Below are 15,557 nucleotides of genomic sequence, written 5' to 3' on the forward strand. Positions count from 1 at the left end.
GGCGCCCGCCCCGCCGGGTGGCGGGACGGGCGCCGGACGGCCCGCGGGTGCGGGAGCGTCAGATCTGGACGCCGAAGTCCTGGGCGATGCCGGCCAGGCCGGAGGCGTAGCCCTGGCCGACCGCGCGGAACTTCCACTCGGCGCCGTTGCGGTAGAGCTCGCCGAAGATCATGGCGGTCTCGGTGGCGGCGTCCTCGGAGAGGTCGTAGCGGGCGATCTCGGCGCCACCGGCGGCGTTCACCACGCGGATGTAGGCGTTGCGGACCTGGCCGAAGTTCTGGGACCGGGCGACGGCGTCGTAGATCGAGACCGGGAAGGTGATCCGGGTGGCCTCGGCCGGCAGCGTGGCGAGGTTGACGTTGATCGCCTCGTCGTCGCCGGCGCCCTCGCCGGTGCGGTTGTCACCGGTGTGGACGACGGTGTTGTCCGGGGTGCTGGTGTTGTTGAAGAAGACGAAGTGGCTGTTGGACAGCACCTTTCCGTCCGCGTTCAGCACGATCGCGCTGGCGTCCAGGTCGAACTCGGCACCGGTCGTGGTGCGGACGTCCCAGCCGAGGCCGACGGTGACCGCGGTCAGGCCGGGGGCCTCCTTGGTCAGCGAGACGTTGCCACCCTTGGAGAGGCTCACTGGCATGGTGTGTGCAGTCCCTTCGATTTGCTTGTTGCCGGGGATAACGCGGGAACCTCCGGAGTTGGTTCCGCGCGGCCGGGCCTTTTCGGCCCGTTGGCAAGGTTTTGGGTATTCCCTCGTCAGATCCGTCGGAACCGGCTCTGGAGCTCCCAGATCGCCGGATTGTCGGCGAGGTCGGGGTGCATGTCGAAGAGGTCGGCGAGGGTGTCCTGGAGGAAGTCCCGCGCCTCGCGGCGCAGGTCGCCGTGGCGCAGCACGGCGGGCGGCTCGTCGGGCAGCCAGGTGGCGGTGACCTCGACCCAGTTGAAGCGGCGGGCGAACCGGAGCAGTTCGGTGTTCTGGGTGAAGTCGAGGTCGGCGGTCTGCACCCGGGCCGCGCGGCCGCCGGCCGGGTCGCGGTCGAGTTCCTCGACGATGTCGCACAGGGCCCAGGCGAAGTCCAGCACCGGGACCCATCCCCAGGCCGTGGACAGTTCCGCGCCCTCGGCGTCGAGGTAGACGTCGCCGCAGAACAGGTCGTACCGCAGCTCACGCACGCCCGCGGTCCGGTAGTCGGTCTGCGGGGGGTCGGGGAAGCGGTTGGAAAGGGAGTAGCCGAGCTCGATCACACTGGACATTGTCGGGGCTGCCCGGTCCTGGCCGGATAACCGGGTGACCGGCGTGGCCCCGGCGCGGGAGAATGGGCGCATGCCTGAGCCCATTCGCGTACGGGGGTCGGTGGTCGTCCCCGACGCCGAGCTCGTCTGGCGCTTCTCCCGTTCCTCCGGTCCCGGCGGCCAGCACGTCAACACCTCGGACACCCAGGTGGAGCTGCGCTACGACCTGGCGGCCTCCGACGCGCTGCCCGAGGTGTGGAAGCAGCGGGCCCTGGAACGGCTGGCGGGGCGGCTGGTGGACGGGCGGGTGCTGGTGGTCCGGGCCTCGGAGCACCGTTCGCAGTGGCGCAACCGGGAGGTCGCCGCAGCCCGGCTGGCCTCGCTGCTCGGCGAGGCGACCGCGCCGCCGCCGAAGGCTCGCCGGGCGACCCGGCCGAGCCGGGGCATGGTCGAGCGCCGGCTCACCAACAAGCGGCACCGCTCCGAGCTGAAGCAGGGGCGGCGCGCCCCGCGCGGGGAGCAGTAGGTCCGGCTCAGCCCAGGGTGCGGTAGCCGCCGCGGAAGTAGAGCAGCGGGCGGCCGCCCGGGTCGGGGACCGTGGCCTCCAGGACGCGGCCGAGCAGCAGGGTGTGGTCGCCGGCGGCTATCCGCTGCTCGGTGCGGCACTCCACGGTGGCGAGCGCGCCGTCGATCAGCGGGGCTCCGCTGTGCGGGCCGCGGTGGTGCGCGGCGTCGGCGAAGAGCAGCCGGTCGCTGAGCCGGCCCTTCATGGCGAACCGCGAGCCGAGCGCCTTCTGGCCCTCCGACAGCAGGGAGACCGCCCAGGTGTCGGCCCGGGAGAGCACCTCGTCCATCCGGGAGTCCTCCCGGACGGAGATCAGGACCAGCGGCGGCTCCAGCGACACCGAGAGGAAGGACGTGGCGGTCATGCCGACGTCCTCGCCGTCGTCCGGATCGTGGACGGTCACCAGGCTCACGCCGGAGGCGAGCTGGGAGAGCGCGGCCCGGAACTCGTCGGGGGTCGCTTGGGAGGCAGCTTCGGGCTGCGGGGACGGGTACACGTACCGCACGGTAGCCCGCGACCGGGGGGAACGACATCGGGCCCTGGTCGTAGGACCAGCGGCGCAGCCCCGTGCGACTCACCCCCAGGAGTGAAGGGGAGGGCCTGCCGGCGGTCAGGGGCTACAGTGCGCGGCCAATGCGACCGACCACGGGAAATGTGTCGATGGGCTGTCTTGTCCAGGTATGGGACAGATGAACTGATTAAGGGTGCATTAGTCTTGTGTGATTTAAGTCACAAGTGCTGGCCTATTGCTGACCGAGCGTGCCGAACGCTGTGCTCCCTGTGATTCAGTTCTTCTGGCAATCGGACGATAACCAATCAAGACCTATCCGAAGCAGCCGGGGAGCCCCCGCATGGAAGCCGAGTCGGAGCCGTACGTCCGTCTCGCGACCCTCCGCACCTTGCACCGGGTCGTGGCGGACCTCAACGCTGCCCGCAGCCTGGCGGGAACGCTGCAGGCCGTGGTCGAGGGCGCGGTGCACGGACTCGGATTCGACGCCGCCGCGGTCAGCCTGGTGCGGCCGGACGGCGACCTTGTGGTGGCGGCCGTCTGGGAGCTGGAGGAGAGCGCCATGGGCGGGCCCTCCGTCCTGCTCGGCCAGGTCGGCTCCCGCGAGTCCTGGGACCGGCTGCTCGGCGTCAGCGACCACTGGGGCACCCTGCGCTTCCTCCCCTACGACCGCGGCTGGGCGGTCGCCAGCGACATCCCGCGCTGGATCGGGGACGGTCCGATGCCCGTCTACGCCAACGACTGGCACCCCGCCGACGGCCTGCTCGCTCCCATGTACAGCGCCGGCGGCGACCTGCTCGGCGTGCTCTCGGTGGACCGCCCGCGCAGCGGCAAGCGGCCCGGCGCCTGGACCCGCGAGGCCCTGGAGATGTTCTCCCTGCAGGCCTCCATCGCGATCGGCAACGCCCGGCTGCGCGCCGAGATGCAACGCGCGCTGGCCCGCCTGGAGAAGGAGCAGCAGGCGCTGCGGGCCAGCGAGGAGAGCTTCCGCCAGGCCTTCGAGTACGCCCCCAGCGGGATGGCCATCACCGAACTGCACGGTGCCGGGCGCGGCCAGCTGACCCGGGTCAACGACGCGCTCTGTCGCCTGCTCGGCCGCCCCCGGGCGGTGCTGCGCCAGCAGAGCTTCGCCGATCTCGTCCACCCGGACGACCGGGCGCTGCTGGAGCGCACCAGCGCCGAGAGCGGCCGGGCGGAACTACGGCTCTCCCGCCGGGACGGCGGCTACCAGTGGGTGTGCCTGCGGAACTCGATCGTGGCCGACGCCGCCGAGGGCCCGAGCTTCCTGCTCACCCACGTCGAGGACATCGAGGACCGCAAGCGGCATGAGCTGCAGCTCGCCCACCGGGCCAGCCACGACGCGCTCACCGGGCTGCCGAACGGCGCCGAGCTCAAGGCCCGGCTGGGGCGCCGGCTCTGCGGGCTGCCGCAGGAGCCCGTCACCGCAGGTCAGCAGGGCGGGCCCGCCGACGCGGGCCACGGGAGCGGCGGGTACGGCTACGGCGGCACCGGATACGGCGCCGGCGGCTACCCGGAGAGCCTGTTCGGCGACTCCTACCGCCCGGCCGGCCAGGACGGCACGGAGACGGAGGGGTACCCGGCGCCCGCCACCGACGGCGGGGCGAACGGGTACGGCGAGCACGTGCACGCGGTGGTCCCCGCCGACCAGGGCCCGGGCGGCGAGCTGCGGTCCGGCCCGTTCCGCTCGGGCGCCCCGGCGGCCCCCGTCGAGAAGGGGCTCGCGGTGATCTTCTGCGACCTCGACGGCTTCAAGTCGATCAACGACCGGTTCGGCCACAACGCCGGTGACGCCGTCCTGGTCGAGGTCGCCCGTCGGCTCAGCGCCGCCGTGCGCGACGGCGACACGGTGGCCCGCCTCGGCGGCGACGAGTTCGTGGTGCTCGCCGACGGCATCGGCCGCGACGAGGCGAAGGACCTCGCCCACCGGCTGCGCAACGCGATCATCCCGCCGATGCGGATCGACGGCCGGGGGATGCGGGTCGGCGTGAGCCTCGGCATCGGCTGGGCCGGCTGCGGGATGAGCATCGAGGAGGTCCTGCACACCGCGGACGAGCGGATGTACGACGAGAAGCGGGCCCGCGGCGGCGCGGTGCGAGGGGCCCGCGGCGAGCGTTCGCACCGGCGGGCCGGCTAGCGGACCACGCGGGGTTACCCGCCGGTTGTCAAGGGGTCTTTTCGGGGCGTCGGCGGCGGCAGGTAGGGTTCCGGGGTACGAGCGACCACGACCAGCGCCGACGGCACGGCAGCCCGGCGGCGCGACCGCGATGGGGGAGTTGACCACCGTGACCACCGCCGGCAGCAGCGGAGCGCCCCAGGGCCCGGAGGACGGCGCCCCGCAGGACGACGATCCCTTCGGCTACCTCTACCGTCCGGCCGACGGCGGCTCCGGTCAGCCGGCCGAGCCGCAGCAGGGCGTGCCGCGCACGTCCTACAGCCGCCCGATGGAGGTCGGCCGCGCCCAGTACGGCCAGCCGCCGCGACCGCAGCAGCCCTACCCGCCGCAGCCGGGCTACCCGCAGCCCCAGCCGCAGCAGCCGTACCCGCCGCAGGGCGACTTCGGCTCCGCCCCGACCCAGCAGACCCGCTACGCCGAGCACTCCCGCCCGCAGCCCGGCGAGGAGCGGCCGCCGGGCCGCGGCCGGGGCAAGGGCGCGGTGATCGGCGCGGTCGCCGTGGTCGCGGCCATCGCGATCGGCGCCGGCATCGCCCTGTCCACCGGGGACCCGGACAAGGACAAGGACGAGGAGGCCAAGGGCGGCACCACCGCGGCGAGCGCCCCGGCCACCCCGGGCGGCGCCACCGGGAGCGCCGACCCGACGAGCGCCGCCGCGTCGGCCACCCCCTCGGCGACCGCCTCGGGCGGCCTCGGCCCGGTGGACGCCGGCCAGCTCCAGGGGCAGAACGCGCCCTCGGCGAACACCGTCAAGGGCACCAAGTCGGCGGACGGCAGCTACCTGACGCTCAACCCGGGAGGGACGGTCACCTGGGCCGGCGACCTCCCGACCGCCGGCACGTACAAGTTCACCGTGCACTACAACAACCCGGGCGCCGACGTGCGGGCGACGATGGCGGTCAACGGCAAGGACTGGCCGGGCGGCGCGAACCTCAAGAACTACTCGCCGGGCAAGGACCCCGCCGCGTCCTGGTTCAACACCTACATAACCCCGCCGATGCAGGCGGGGGCGAACACCATCGTGATCTCGCTGCCGCCGGGCAGCGGCACGATCCTGATCGACCAGGTGGTGCTGGAGGCGGCGTAGCCGCGGCGGCTCACGACGGAGGCCGCCGGTTCCCCCCATCGCGGGGGAACCGGCGGCCTCCGTCATGTGCGGGCGCGGGTCAGGCGGTCGCGATCGGGGCGAAGCGGTCGCCGCCGGTGATCCACTCGCCGTGGCGCATCACGGCGACCAGGTCGTAGGTCGCGGAGTCGACGACGGCGAGGTCGGCGAGCTTGCCGGGCTCCAGGCCGCCGATCCGGTCGGCGAGGCCGAGCAGCCTGGCCGGGACGGCGGAGAGCGACTCGACGACCTGGTTGAGGCCGAGGCCGTTGACCGTGACCGCGCGCTTGAACGCCACGTCCAGGGTGAGCGTGGAGCCGGCGATCGCGCCGCCCTCGACCAGCCGGGCGACGCCGTCCTTGACCTCGACCTGCAGCGGGCCGAGCGGGTAGAGACCGTCGCCCATGCCGGCCGCGCCCATGGCGTCGGTGATGAGGGCGACCCGGGCGGCGCCGGCGGTGCCGTAGGCGAGGTCGAGCACGGACGGGTGCAGGTGGACGCCGTCGTTGATCAGCTCGACGGTGACCCGCTCGTCCTCCAGCAGCGCCACGATCGGGCCGGGCGCGCGGTGGGCGATGCCGGGCATGGCGTTGAACAGGTGGGTGGCGACGGTGGCGCCGGCCTCGATGGCCTCCAGCGTCTTGGCGTAGTCCGAGTCGGTGTGGCCGACGGCGGCGATCACGCCCAGGTCGGCGAGCATCCGCACGGAGTCGAGGCCGCCGGGCAGCTCGGGCGCCAGGGTGACCATCCGGGCGTGGCCGCGGGCGGCGTCGACCAGCTTGCGCACCAGTGCCGGGTCGGGGTCGCGCAGCAGGTCGGGGCGGTGGGCGCCGCAGCGGTTGTGCGAGATGAACGGGCCCTCGAAGTGGATGCCGGCCAGCACGCCGTCCTCGACCAGCTCGGAGAGCACCGAGGCCTGGCGGGCCAGGTCGTCGATCTCGCCGGTGACGGTGGAGGCGACCGTGGTGGTGGTGCCGTGCTCCAGGTGGGTGCGGGCGACCTGGAGGGCCTCCTCGGCGATGCCGGAGGAGTAGGACGCGCCGCCGCCGCCGTGCACGTGCAGGTCGACGAAGCCGGGGACGACGGTGTAGCCGCTGAGGTCGAGGTCGCCGGGCGTGGCGGAGCCGCCGAGACCGGCGATCCGGTCGCCCTCGACGGCGAGACGGTCGCCCTCGACGACGCCTCCGGGCAGGACCAGCCGGGCGCCGGTCAGTGCGAGTCGGTCCGCGGTCACGCGGTCACCTCCATGGAGAGCAGATCCCAGGCGAGCAGGCCCGCGCCCAGTGACGCGGCGGTGTCTTTGAGCATGGCGGGAACGACCTCGGGGGGCATCTGGAAGGTCAGCCGCTCGGTGACCGCCGCCCGAAGCGGCGTGAACAGGGTGTCTCCGGCCTCGGCCAGCCCGCCGCCGACGATGATCCGGGACGGGTCGAGCAGGCTCTGGGCGAGGACGATGCCGTCGGCCAGGGCCTCCACCGCGTTGTGCCAGACCGCGACCGCGCGCGGGTCCCCGGCGTCCACCGCGACGGCGCAGGATGCCGCGTCGGCGTCGGGGTCGCCCACGGCCTCGGCCCAGGCGCGGGAGACGGCGGAGGCGGAGGCGAGGGTCTCCAGGCAGCCTCGGGCGCCGCAGCCGCACTGCGGTCCGCCGGGGCGGACCACCACGTGGCCGATCTCGCCGCCGTAGCCGTGGGCTCCGCCTTCGATCCGGCCGTCGATGCCGATGGCGCCGGCGATGCCGGTGCCGAGGGCGATGAACAGGAAGTGCCCGACCCCCCGGCCGGCGCCGAGCCGGCCCTCGGCGAGGCCGCCGGTGCGCACGTCATGGCCCAGGGCGACCGGCATCGCCCCGCCGTCCGGGCCGGCCAGGCGCTCGCTGAGCAGCTTGCGCAGCGGCAGGTCGCGCCAGCCGAGGTTGGCGGAGAAGACCGCGATGCCGTGCTTCTCGTCGATCGTCCCCGGGACGGCGACACCCGCCGCCAGGGGCGCGGCGCCGAAACGGCTGCGGCCTTCGTCCGCCAGATCGGCGGCGAAGTCGAGGATGGCGGTGACCACGGCTTCCGTGCCGTGCTCCCGCCCGGTCCGGCGGCGTGCTTCGAACAGCACGGAGCCGTCCTGGGCGAGCAGCGCGGCTTTCATGCCGGTGCCCCCCACATCGAGTGCGATGACGTGCTTCACGGAGGACAGTTTCCCTTGACCAGGTCTAAGAGGTCTAGTCCAGTTGTCGGATTGGTCTGGTCCAAAGGGGTGAGCTTTGTCGCAGAAGCGTGCGGTGTGAGGCACTTTGAGCGAGCCCCTCGGCAGGCCCCCGGGCGGGGGCGGGGACGGGTTTGGCAGGTCGGATCCGTGGATTTCGTTGCGTACCGCGCAACAACTCCCGCACTTCGATAACTACCCGGCGTTCGGGCCCCCGAGGTGTGGACCGCCGTGCGCCCGGTTTGGCACCCTTGCGGCCTCCCACGGCCGGATCCACCCCCTCCGATCCGGTCCGTCCCACCCCCAGGATCCCCCTCGAAGGCGGTACCCGCGTTGAACAGACGCGCCCAGGTCCCCACCCGGCCCTTCAGCCTCGCGCTGGCCGGAGCCCTCGCCGGAGCACTGGTGCTCACCGGCTGCGGCGGCCAGGACGACGGCCCGGTCACCCTCAAACTGGTCGCGGCCGACTACGGCGAGAGCGCGGACACCAGCTCCAAGCTGTACTGGGACGACCTCGCCCGCCGCTTCGAGGCCGCCAACCCCGGCATCAGGGTGGACGTCGAGGTGGCGAGCTGGACCGACATCGGCAAGCGGGTCGACGAGCTGGTGCGCGGCGGCAAGTCGCCCGACCTGGTGCAGACCGGAGGCTTCGCCGACCAGGCCGCCGCCGACCGGCTGTACCCGACCGCGGATGTGCTCACCCTGGAGACCCGGGCCAACATCATGGAGTTGTTCTCGCACGCGGGGCAGGTGATCGGCACGCCGTACGGCATTCCCTTCGTCTCCTCCTCGCGGGTGCTGTTCTACAACAAGGCGATCTTCCAGCGGGCCGGCATCACCCAGCCGCCGGCCACCTGGAACGAGCTCAAGGCGGCCGCCGAGAAGATCAAGGCCAAGGTCCCGGGCGTGGTGCCCTACGGACTGCCGCTCGGGCCCGAGGAGGCGCCGGCCGAATCGATGCTCTGGACGCTGAGCGGTGGCGGCAGCCTCTCCGACGACGTCGGCAACTACGCCATCGACAGCCCCCAGAACCAGGCCACCTTCGACTGGCTGAGGACCAACCTGGTCTCCACCGGTCTGACCTACCCCGACCCCGGCAAGGTGAACCGCACCCCGGTGTTCAGCGACTTCGCGGCCGGCAAGGTGGCGATGCTCAACGGGCACCCGACGCTGCTGCGGATGGCCGCCAACGGCAAGATCGACTTCGGGACCGCGCCGATCCCGAAGAAGGACGGCCTGGCGAGGACCGGCAGCCTCGGCGTGGCCGACTGGATGATGGCGTTCAAGGCCAACGGACACAAGAACGAGATCCGCAGCTTCCTCTCCTTCGTCTACACCAAGGAGAACCAGCTCAAGTTCGACGAGACCTACAACCTGCTGCCGGTCACCCAGGACGCCTTCGACGCGATGACCAAGGACCCGAGGCACGAGGACCTCAAGCAGTTCGCGGCCGGTCTGGGCAACGCGAGCTTCTACCCGTTCGGCGACCCGGCCTGGGCGGAGGTCTCCAACCGGATCAAGGCCGGCATCGGACCGGCGGTCACCGGCGACGCCCGGCCGGTGCTGGCCGAGCTCCAGCAGGCGGCGGTGAAGGAGGCGGCCCGGGTCCGCAAGTGAATCCGGGCGGGGCGGTGGCGGCGGTCCGGGCGGGCGTCAGTAGGTGATCGTGTAGACCTTGCGCAGCGTCTCGTGCACGGTCCAGGTGGTGCGCTCGCCCGCCCGCAGCACCCCGCAGACGCCCGGACCGAGCTCCAGCGTCGGGCCGCCGTCGACCACGACGGTGGCCCGGCCGCTCAGCACCGTGAACACCTCGTCCGCCTCGACGTCGGTGACCGTGCCAGGGGTGATCTGCCAGACGCCGGTCTCCCCGGTGGCGGATCCGGTGAGCACCAGGGCGGACACCTCGGGGGTGCCGGAGACGATCTGAGCCGGGTCGAGCGGGTCGGGGAGGAGCTCCGCGGTCGGAACGTGCAGGGCGAAGGAGACGGTCGGCGTGCTGGTCATGGGATCGACGCTAGCCGCCGGGCCGGGGCCGCGCGGGGCGCAGAGTGTGTCGGGTCCGCGGGGGAGAATGACACTCCGTAGTGATGGACGGAGGTGGGCCCGGATGGGCGCGGACGAGGGGACGGCACCGGAACCGGGTGCGCCCGGCGGGCTGGACGAGCGGGACCGGGCCGTGCTGGAGCTGGAGGGCCGCTCCTGGCGGACGGCCGGCGCCAAGGAGCGCGCCGTCCGGGAGGAGCTGGGGCTCTCCAGCACCCGGTACTACCAGCTGCTGAACACGCTGCTGGACCGGCCGGAGGCGCTGGCGCACGCGCCGGTCCTGGTCAACCGGCTGCGCCGGATCCGGGACGCCCGGCGGGCGGCACGCTAGGTCGTCCCCGGGGCGGCACGCCCGACGGGTGACCCCGGGCCGGGGTGGGTACGGTGCCAGGCATGGGTCTTGCCGACATGACGCGACCGCTGACGGAAGCCGGGCGCGCGGGGCTGGCGGCGCTGCTCGCCGCGCCCCGTGACGCCGTGATCGCCCTCGACTTCGACGGGACGCTCGCCCCGATCGTCCCCGACCCGAGCCGGGCCCGGGCGCATCCGGGCGTGGTGCCCGCGCTGCGCGCGCTGGCGCCGCACGTCGGCGCGGTCGCGGTGGTGACCGGCCGCCCGGCCGACCTGGCCGTGGAGTACGGCGGGCTCGCCGGACTCGCCGGGGTGGTGGTGCTCGGCCACTACGGCGCGGAGCGCTGGGAGGACGGCGAGCGGACCGCGCCGCCGCCGCACCCGGGCGTGGCCGCGGTGCGCGAGCGGCTGCCCCGGCTGCTGGCGGAGCTCGCCGCGCCCGAGGGCACCTCGGTGGAGGACAAGGGCCGCTCGGTGGCCGTGCACACCCGGCGCGCCGCCGGGCCGGCCGCCGCGTTCGAGCTGCTGCGCGGGCCGCTGGAGGCGCTGGCGGCCGAGCACGGGCTGGTGGTGGAGCCGGGCCGGCTGGTGCTGGAGCTGCGGCCGCCGGGGGTGGACAAGGGGGCGGCGCTGACCGGGCTGCTGCGCGAGCGCGGTGCCCGCGCGGTGCTCTACGCGGGCGACGACCTCGGGGACGTCCCGGCCTTCGCGGCGGTGGAGAAGCTGCGCGGCGAGGGCCTGGCCGGGCTGCTGGTGTGCAGCGGCGCGGTGGGCGACGTGCCGGACGCGCCGGTGCGCGAGCTCGCCGACCGGGCGGACCTGGTGGTCCCGGGCCCGGCCGGCGTGGTGGAACTGCTCGGCGCGCTGGGGGAGGAGCTCAGCGCAGGGCGTTGAGCTGGTCGAGGAACCACCGCTGGGGCGGCAGCGCCGTCGCGGCGGCGGCCAGCCGCTTGGTGCGGTCGGCGCGCTCGCCGGCCGGCATGGTGAGCCCGGCGTGCAGCGCGTCGGCGGTGGCCACGACGTCGTACGGGTTGACGCTCAGCGCGTCCTCGCCGAGTTCGGCGTGCGCGCCGGCCTCCCGGGACAGCACGAGCGCGCAGCCCCGGTCGGAGACCACCGGGACCTCCTTGGCGACCAGGTTCATGCCGTCCCGGATCGGGTTGACCAGGGCCACGTCGGCCATCCGGTAGGCGGCCAGCGAGCGCGGGAAGTCGTCGTCGACGTGCAGGATCAGCGGCGTCCAGTCCGGCGTGCCGAACTCCGCGACGATCTCGGCGGCCAGCGCCCGCACCTGGTCGGTGTAGGCCCGGTACTCGGCGAGGTCGGTGCGGGACGGGTAGGCGAAGGCGATGTGCACCACCTGGTCGCGCCACTCGGGGCGGGTGCGCAGCAGGTGCCGGTAGGCCAGGAAGCCGCGGACGATGTTCTTGCTCAGCTCGGTGCGGTCGACCCGGACGACCGTGCGGCGCTCGCCGACGGCCTCGCGCAGGGTGGCGAGCCGCTCGTCGACGTCCGGACGGTGGGCGCGCTCGCGCAGGAAGTCGGCGTCGGCGCCGAGGCCGTGGACGCCCAGCGCGGTGGTGCGGCCGGCGTGGGTGACGGTGAGCGCCTCGCGGTCGACCGTCGCGCCGAGGAAGCGCTCGCAGCAGTCGGCGAAGGCGAGCGCCCAGCGGCGGGTCAGGAAGCCCGCCCGGTCGGCGCCGAGGACGCCGGTGAGGACGGCCTCCGAGATGTCGTCGGGCAGCAGCCGCAGGTACTCGGGCGGCGCCCAGGGGGTGTGCGAGAAGTGGCCGATCCGCAGATCGGGGCGGGCGGCGCGGAGCAGCGCCGGGACCAGCGAGAGGTGGTAGTCCTGCACCAGGACGGCGGCGCCGGGGGCGGCCTCGGCGGCGAGCGCCTCGGCGAAGGCGGCGTTGTAGGCGGTGTAGGCCTCCCACTCGGTGCGGAAGGCGGCGTCGAAGGCGGGGGCGGTCGGGGTGTTCCAGAGCAGGTGGTGGACGAACCAGAGGGTCGAGTTGGCGACGCCGTTGTAGGCGCGGGCGAAGGTCTCCGGGTCTATGTCGAGCATCCGCACGGCCTGCCCGCCGACGTCGTGGCCGGCCCGGTCGAGGCGGCCGTCCGGGGCCTCCCGGGCGGCCCGGCGGTCGGCGTCGGAGAGGGCGGCGCAGACCCAGACGGCGTCCGGGTCGGCGATGGCGGAGAGCCCGGAGACCAGGCCTCCGCCGCCTCTGCGGAGGGTCAGCGTGCCGTCGTCCGCGGTGCCGAAGGACACCGGCCCCCGGTTGGACGCCACCAGGACGGCGGCGGCGCCGGTCGGATTCGAACGCTCGGTCGTGTCAGGGCCCATGGTTGGTTGGTTGCCGGGGGCCCGGGGTGGCAAACGTGTCATCGCCGGGTGGCGTACTCGGGGACGGTGTGCATCGGCGGGCGCTCGGTGGCGGTGACCGGGTGGGTGTGGGCGGTGAAGGCGCGGGTCCGCGGGTCGCGGGTGAACTGGGTGAGCCGGGGGTGGACCAGGTCGGGGGAGGCCTTGAGGCGGTGGGCGCGGTCGAGCCGTTCCAGCGCGGTGCGGTAGATGGTGGCGGCCATCCGGCCGAGCGCCTGGCCGTCCTGGTGCCGGTGGTGGCGTACGCCGACGTCCACCTGGGCGAGCGCGTCCAGGCCGGCCGTCTCCAGGGCGTCGACCAGCAGGCCGAGTTCGACGCCGTAGCCGGTGGGGAAGGGCAGCCGTTCGAGCAGCGAGCGCCGGGCCGCGTACTCACCGCCGAGCGGCTGGACGAAACCGGCGAGTTCCGGCCAGTGCAGGTTGAGCAGCGGGCGGGCGACCAGTTCGGTGACCCGGCCGCCGCCGGCCGGCACCACCGCGCCGTCGGTCTCCAGCGGCCGGTCGTACATCGCCTTGACCAGCTGGATGTCCGGCTCGGTGAGCAGCGGGCCGACGATGCCGGAGACCAGGGCGGGGTCGAACTCGCGCAGGTCGGCGTCGACGAAGCAGACGATCTCGCCGCGGGTGGCCAGCAGCGAGCGCCAGAGCACCTCGCCCTTGCCGGGGGCGGCGGGCAGCCGGGGCAGGATCGCGTCGCGGTGGACGACGGTGGCGCCGGCCTCGGCGGCGACCTCGGCGGTGGCGTCGGAGGAGCCGGAGTCGACCACCACCAGCTCGTCGACCAGCGGAAGCCGCTCCATCAGCTCGCGGCGGATGACCCGGACGATCTCGCCGACGGTGGCCTCCTCGTCCAGGGCGGGCAGCACGACGCTGACCGTGCCGGCCGGGCCGAGCGCCCGCTTGGCCGCCGGCAGCGTGTGCACCGGGCGGTCGGCCGCGCTCCACGAGCGGCGGCGCAGCCAGGACGCCGTCTCGGGGAGGAGCTCGGGGGTCGGTTCGGGGGGCACGGTGCTCTCCTCGGCGGGGGCGGGGACGGGGCCTGGTGGGACGGGGCATCTCGCGTGGCGGACGGTGCCGTTCGGGGTTGACGCCTTCGGATACAGTCTTCGTACAGCGGTCGGACCTTCGCACGCCGGGGTCTCCGCTGAGCAGGACCACAACTTCACAGAGCTCATCCAGAGGGACTGAGGGAACGGCCCGTTGACGTCCCGGCAACCTTCTCGCACGGTCGGCTTACGCCCCGGCGGGACAGGTGCCAATTCCGGCCCGGGCGCGACCGCGTCACGGGGAAGATGAGGAGAGAGGCCTCCACGCATGGCTATCGACACCGCCGCACCCGTCACCGTTGACCTCGGCCCCGCCGCCCAGCTGTCCTGTCGCGAGTGCGGAACCCGTTTCCCGCTCGGCCCCAGCTTCGCCTGCCTGGAGTGCTTCGGCCCGCTGGAGATCGCCTACGAGTTCGGCGGCGAGGACGCCGAGGAGCTGCGCAAGCGGATCGAGGCCGGTCCCGCGTCGATCTGGCGCTACGCGCCGCTGCTGCCGGTGCCCGCCGACGTTGCGAGCAAGCCGAACCTCAACCCGGGCTGGACCCCGCTGGTGAAGGCCGACAACCTGGGCCGCGAGCTGGGCTTCACCGCGCAGCTGCACGTCAAGGACGACTCCGGCAACCCGACCCACTCCTTCAAGGACCGCGTGGTGGCCTGCGCCATCGAGGCGGCCCGCGCGTTCGGCTACACCACGCTGTCCTGCTCCTCGACCGGCAACCTGGCCGGCGCGGTCGGCGCGGCGGCGGCCCGGGCGGGCTTCCGGTCCTGCGTGTTCATCCCGCACGACCTGGAGCAGGGCAAGGTCGTGATGGCCGGGGTGTACGGCGGCGAGCTGGTCGGCATCGAGGGCAACTACGACGACGTGAACCGGTTCTGCTCGGAGCTGATCGGCGACCCGGCCGGCGAGGGCTGGGGCTTCGTCAACGTCAACCTGCGGCCGTACTACGGCGAGGGCTCCAAGACGCTCGCCTACGAGATCTGCGAGCAGCTGGGCTGGCGGCTGCCGGAGCAGATCGTGATCCCGATCGCCTCGGGCTCGCAGCTCACCAAGATCGACAAGGGCCTGCAGGAGCTGATCAGGCTCGGCCTGGTCGAGGACCGGCCGTACCGGATCTTCGGCGCCCAGGCGGCGGGCTGCTCGCCGGTCTCGGCCGCCTTCAAGGCCGGCCACGACGTGATCCGGCCGGTCAAGCCGGACACCATCGCCAAGTCGCTGGCGATCGGCAACCCCGCCGACGGCCCGTACGTGCTGGACATCGCCCGGCGCACCGGCGGCGCGGTGGAGGACGTGACGGACGAGGAGGTCGTGGCGGCGATCCGGCTGCTGGCCCGCACCGAGGGCGTCTTCGCGGAGACCGCGGGCGGCGTGACCATCGGCGTGCTCAAGAAGCTGGTCGAGACGGGTCAGCTGGACCCGTCGAAGGAGACCGTCGCGATCAACACCGGCGACGGCCTGAAGACCCTCGACGCCGTCGCGGAGGCCGGGATGACCGCCGTGATCCGGCCGACCCTGGAGTCCTTCCGGGACGCCGGTCTGGCGTCCGCCTGACCCCCGCGCGGACCCCACCCGCCCGCGCCCCCGCCCGTCCCGTCCCCGCGCCCCGCACTGAGGAGACCCCCATGAGCGCCAACGTCCGCATCCCGACCATCCTGCGCACCTACACCGGCGGCGCCAGCGAGGTGCCCGCCGAGGGCGCCACGCTCGGCGAGGTCATCGCCGACCTGGAGAAGAACCACGCCGGGATCGCCGCGCGCGTCCTGGACGACACCGGCAAGCTGCGCCGCTTCGTCAACGTCTACGTGAACGACGACGACGTGCGCTTCGCCGAGGGCCTGGAGACGGAGATCAAGGACGGCGCGAACATCTCGATCATTCCGGCGGTCGCCGGCGGCTGAGCCCCGCCGCGCCGCGCCCGTTCCCGCCGGGACGGGTGCG

The 15,557-nt window shown here is 73.7% G+C and carries 16 protein-coding genes and 1 riboswitch; of the genes, 8 read left to right on the plus strand and 8 right to left on the minus strand.

Features of this window, described 5'->3' with window-relative positions; all coding sequences use genetic code 11:
* Positions 1–58: 58 nt before the first annotated feature.
* On the minus strand, positions 59–634 hold the full coding sequence (locus tag ABD308_RS15950) for a TerD family protein (RefSeq protein ID WP_344334057.1): 576 nt from the start codon (positions 632–634) through the stop codon (positions 59–61).
* A 116-nt stretch (positions 635–750) separates the two neighbouring features.
* Positions 751–1,248 carry a hypothetical protein gene (locus tag ABD308_RS15955; protein WP_425554779.1) on the minus strand — a complete coding sequence of 166 codons (498 nt, stop codon included), beginning with the start codon at positions 1,246–1,248 and terminating at the stop codon, positions 751–753.
* Positions 1,249–1,318: 70 nt separating this feature from the next.
* Between ABD308_RS15955 and arfB the strand changes: the two genes are divergently transcribed.
* Positions 1,319–1,753, plus strand: coding sequence for an alternative ribosome rescue aminoacyl-tRNA hydrolase ArfB (gene arfB, locus ABD308_RS15960; RefSeq protein ID WP_344334060.1), 435 nt, complete (start codon positions 1,319–1,321; stop codon positions 1,751–1,753).
* A 7-nt stretch (positions 1,754–1,760) separates the two neighbouring features.
* Here arfB and ABD308_RS15965 read toward each other — a convergent pair whose 3' ends face one another.
* The gene (locus tag ABD308_RS15965; protein WP_425554780.1) at positions 1,761–2,297 is read right to left on the minus strand and encodes a flavin reductase family protein; all 537 of its coding nucleotides are present in this window, start codon (positions 2,295–2,297) and stop codon (positions 1,761–1,763) included.
* A gap of 346 nt (positions 2,298–2,643) precedes the next feature.
* Between ABD308_RS15965 and ABD308_RS15970 the strand changes: the two genes are divergently transcribed.
* Together ABD308_RS15970 and ABD308_RS15975 are read left to right on the plus strand one after the other, a co-directional pair.
* Positions 2,644–4,455 carry a GGDEF domain-containing protein gene (locus ABD308_RS15970; RefSeq protein WP_344334064.1) on the plus strand — a complete coding sequence of 604 codons (1,812 nt, stop codon included), beginning with the start codon at positions 2,644–2,646 and terminating at the stop codon, positions 4,453–4,455.
* A 139-nt stretch (positions 4,456–4,594) separates the two neighbouring features.
* Positions 4,595–5,581 carry a carbohydrate-binding protein gene (locus tag ABD308_RS15975; protein WP_344334066.1) on the plus strand — a complete coding sequence of 329 codons (987 nt, stop codon included), beginning with the start codon at positions 4,595–4,597 and terminating at the stop codon, positions 5,579–5,581.
* Positions 5,582–5,660: 79 nt separating this feature from the next.
* Here the strand turns inward: ABD308_RS15975 and nagA are convergent, their stop codons facing one another.
* Positions 5,661–6,833, minus strand: a complete 1,173-nt coding sequence (gene nagA / locus ABD308_RS15980; RefSeq protein WP_344334068.1) for an N-acetylglucosamine-6-phosphate deacetylase — start codon at positions 6,831–6,833, stop codon at positions 5,661–5,663.
* Positions 6,830–7,777 (minus strand): ROK family protein, encoded by a 948-nt coding sequence (locus ABD308_RS15985; protein ID WP_344334070.1) that lies wholly within the window; start codon positions 7,775–7,777, stop codon positions 6,830–6,832. Before ABD308_RS15985 ends, nagA begins: the two co-directional genes overlap by 4 nt.
* A 351-nt stretch (positions 7,778–8,128) precedes the next feature.
* On the opposite strand from ABD308_RS15985, the gene ABD308_RS15990 reads away from it, so the two are divergent.
* On the plus strand, positions 8,129–9,412 hold the full coding sequence (locus tag ABD308_RS15990) for an extracellular solute-binding protein (RefSeq protein WP_344334072.1): 1,284 nt from the start codon (positions 8,129–8,131) through the stop codon (positions 9,410–9,412).
* A 36-nt stretch (positions 9,413–9,448) separates the two neighbouring features.
* Here ABD308_RS15990 and ABD308_RS15995 read toward each other — a convergent pair whose 3' ends face one another.
* Positions 9,449–9,799, minus strand: coding sequence for a cupin domain-containing protein (locus ABD308_RS15995; RefSeq protein WP_344334073.1), 351 nt, complete (start codon positions 9,797–9,799; stop codon positions 9,449–9,451).
* A 103-nt stretch (positions 9,800–9,902) separates the two neighbouring features.
* Here ABD308_RS15995 and ABD308_RS16000 point away from each other — a divergent pair, with 103 nt between their 5' ends.
* Positions 9,903–10,169 (plus strand): DUF3263 domain-containing protein, encoded by a 267-nt coding sequence (locus ABD308_RS16000; RefSeq protein ID WP_344334075.1) that lies wholly within the window; start codon positions 9,903–9,905, stop codon positions 10,167–10,169.
* A 62-nt stretch (positions 10,170–10,231) separates the two neighbouring features.
* Positions 10,232–11,083: a trehalose-phosphatase gene (gene otsB, locus ABD308_RS16005; RefSeq protein ID WP_344334077.1), complete on the plus strand. Its 852-nt coding sequence runs from the start codon at positions 10,232–10,234 to the stop codon at positions 11,081–11,083.
* On the opposite strand, the gene ABD308_RS16010 is transcribed toward otsB, so the two are convergent.
* Positions 11,067–12,536 (minus strand): alpha,alpha-trehalose-phosphate synthase (UDP-forming), encoded by a 1,470-nt coding sequence (locus ABD308_RS16010; protein ID WP_344334078.1) that lies wholly within the window; start codon positions 12,534–12,536, stop codon positions 11,067–11,069. The two genes, otsB and ABD308_RS16010, sit on opposite strands and share 17 nt — an antisense overlap.
* 38 nt (positions 12,537–12,574) lie before the next feature.
* Positions 12,575–13,582 carry a glucosyl-3-phosphoglycerate synthase gene (locus ABD308_RS16015; RefSeq protein ID WP_344334080.1) on the minus strand — a complete coding sequence of 336 codons (1,008 nt, stop codon included), beginning with the start codon at positions 13,580–13,582 and terminating at the stop codon, positions 12,575–12,577.
* Positions 13,583–13,743: 161 nt separating this feature from the next.
* Positions 13,744–13,874, plus strand: a riboswitch (SAM riboswitch).
* 15 nt (positions 13,875–13,889) lie between these two features.
* Here ABD308_RS16015 and thrC point away from each other — a divergent pair.
* Complete coding sequence (gene thrC / locus ABD308_RS16020) at positions 13,890–15,170, plus strand: threonine synthase (protein ID WP_344334082.1); 1,281 nt, start codon at positions 13,890–13,892, stop codon at positions 15,168–15,170.
* Between the two features lie 71 nt (positions 15,171–15,241).
* Positions 15,242–15,517 carry a ubiquitin-like small modifier protein 1 gene (locus ABD308_RS16025; RefSeq protein WP_344334083.1) on the plus strand — a complete coding sequence of 92 codons (276 nt, stop codon included), beginning with the start codon at positions 15,242–15,244 and terminating at the stop codon, positions 15,515–15,517.
* The last annotated feature ends 40 nt before the right edge of the window (positions 15,518–15,557 follow it).

It is taken from the genome of Kitasatospora putterlickiae, from assembly GCF_039527695.1.
In the GTDB taxonomy this organism is placed as follows: Bacteria; Actinomycetota; Actinomycetes; order Streptomycetales; family Streptomycetaceae; genus Kitasatospora; species Kitasatospora putterlickiae.

Excerpts from the sequence above, each read along its gene's own strand:
- ABD308_RS16025 (WP_344334083.1), top strand. The coding sequence starts at position 15,242 with ATGAGCGCCAACGTCCGCATCCCGACCATCCTGCGCACCTACACCGGC.
- thrC (WP_344334082.1), top strand. The coding sequence starts at position 13,890 with ATGGCTATCGACACCGCCGCACCCGTCACCGTTGACCTCGGCCCCGCC.
- otsB (WP_344334077.1), top strand. The coding sequence starts at position 10,232 with ATGGGTCTTGCCGACATGACGCGACCGCTGACGGAAGCCGGGCGCGCG.
- ABD308_RS16010 (WP_344334078.1), bottom strand. The coding sequence starts at position 12,536 with ATGGGCCCTGACACGACCGAGCGTTCGAATCCGACCGGCGCCGCCGCC.
- arfB (WP_344334060.1), top strand. The coding sequence starts at position 1,319 with ATGCCTGAGCCCATTCGCGTACGGGGGTCGGTGGTCGTCCCCGACGCC.
- ABD308_RS15955 (WP_425554779.1), bottom strand. The coding sequence starts at position 1,248 with ATGTCCAGTGTGATCGAGCTCGGCTACTCCCTTTCCAACCGCTTCCCC.
- ABD308_RS15970 (WP_344334064.1), top strand. The coding sequence starts at position 2,644 with ATGGAAGCCGAGTCGGAGCCGTACGTCCGTCTCGCGACCCTCCGCACC.
- ABD308_RS15995 (WP_344334073.1), bottom strand. The coding sequence starts at position 9,799 with ATGACCAGCACGCCGACCGTCTCCTTCGCCCTGCACGTTCCGACCGCG.
- ABD308_RS16000 (WP_344334075.1), top strand. The coding sequence starts at position 9,903 with ATGGGCGCGGACGAGGGGACGGCACCGGAACCGGGTGCGCCCGGCGGG.
- ABD308_RS15950 (WP_344334057.1), bottom strand. The coding sequence starts at position 634 with ATGCCAGTGAGCCTCTCCAAGGGTGGCAACGTCTCGCTGACCAAGGAG.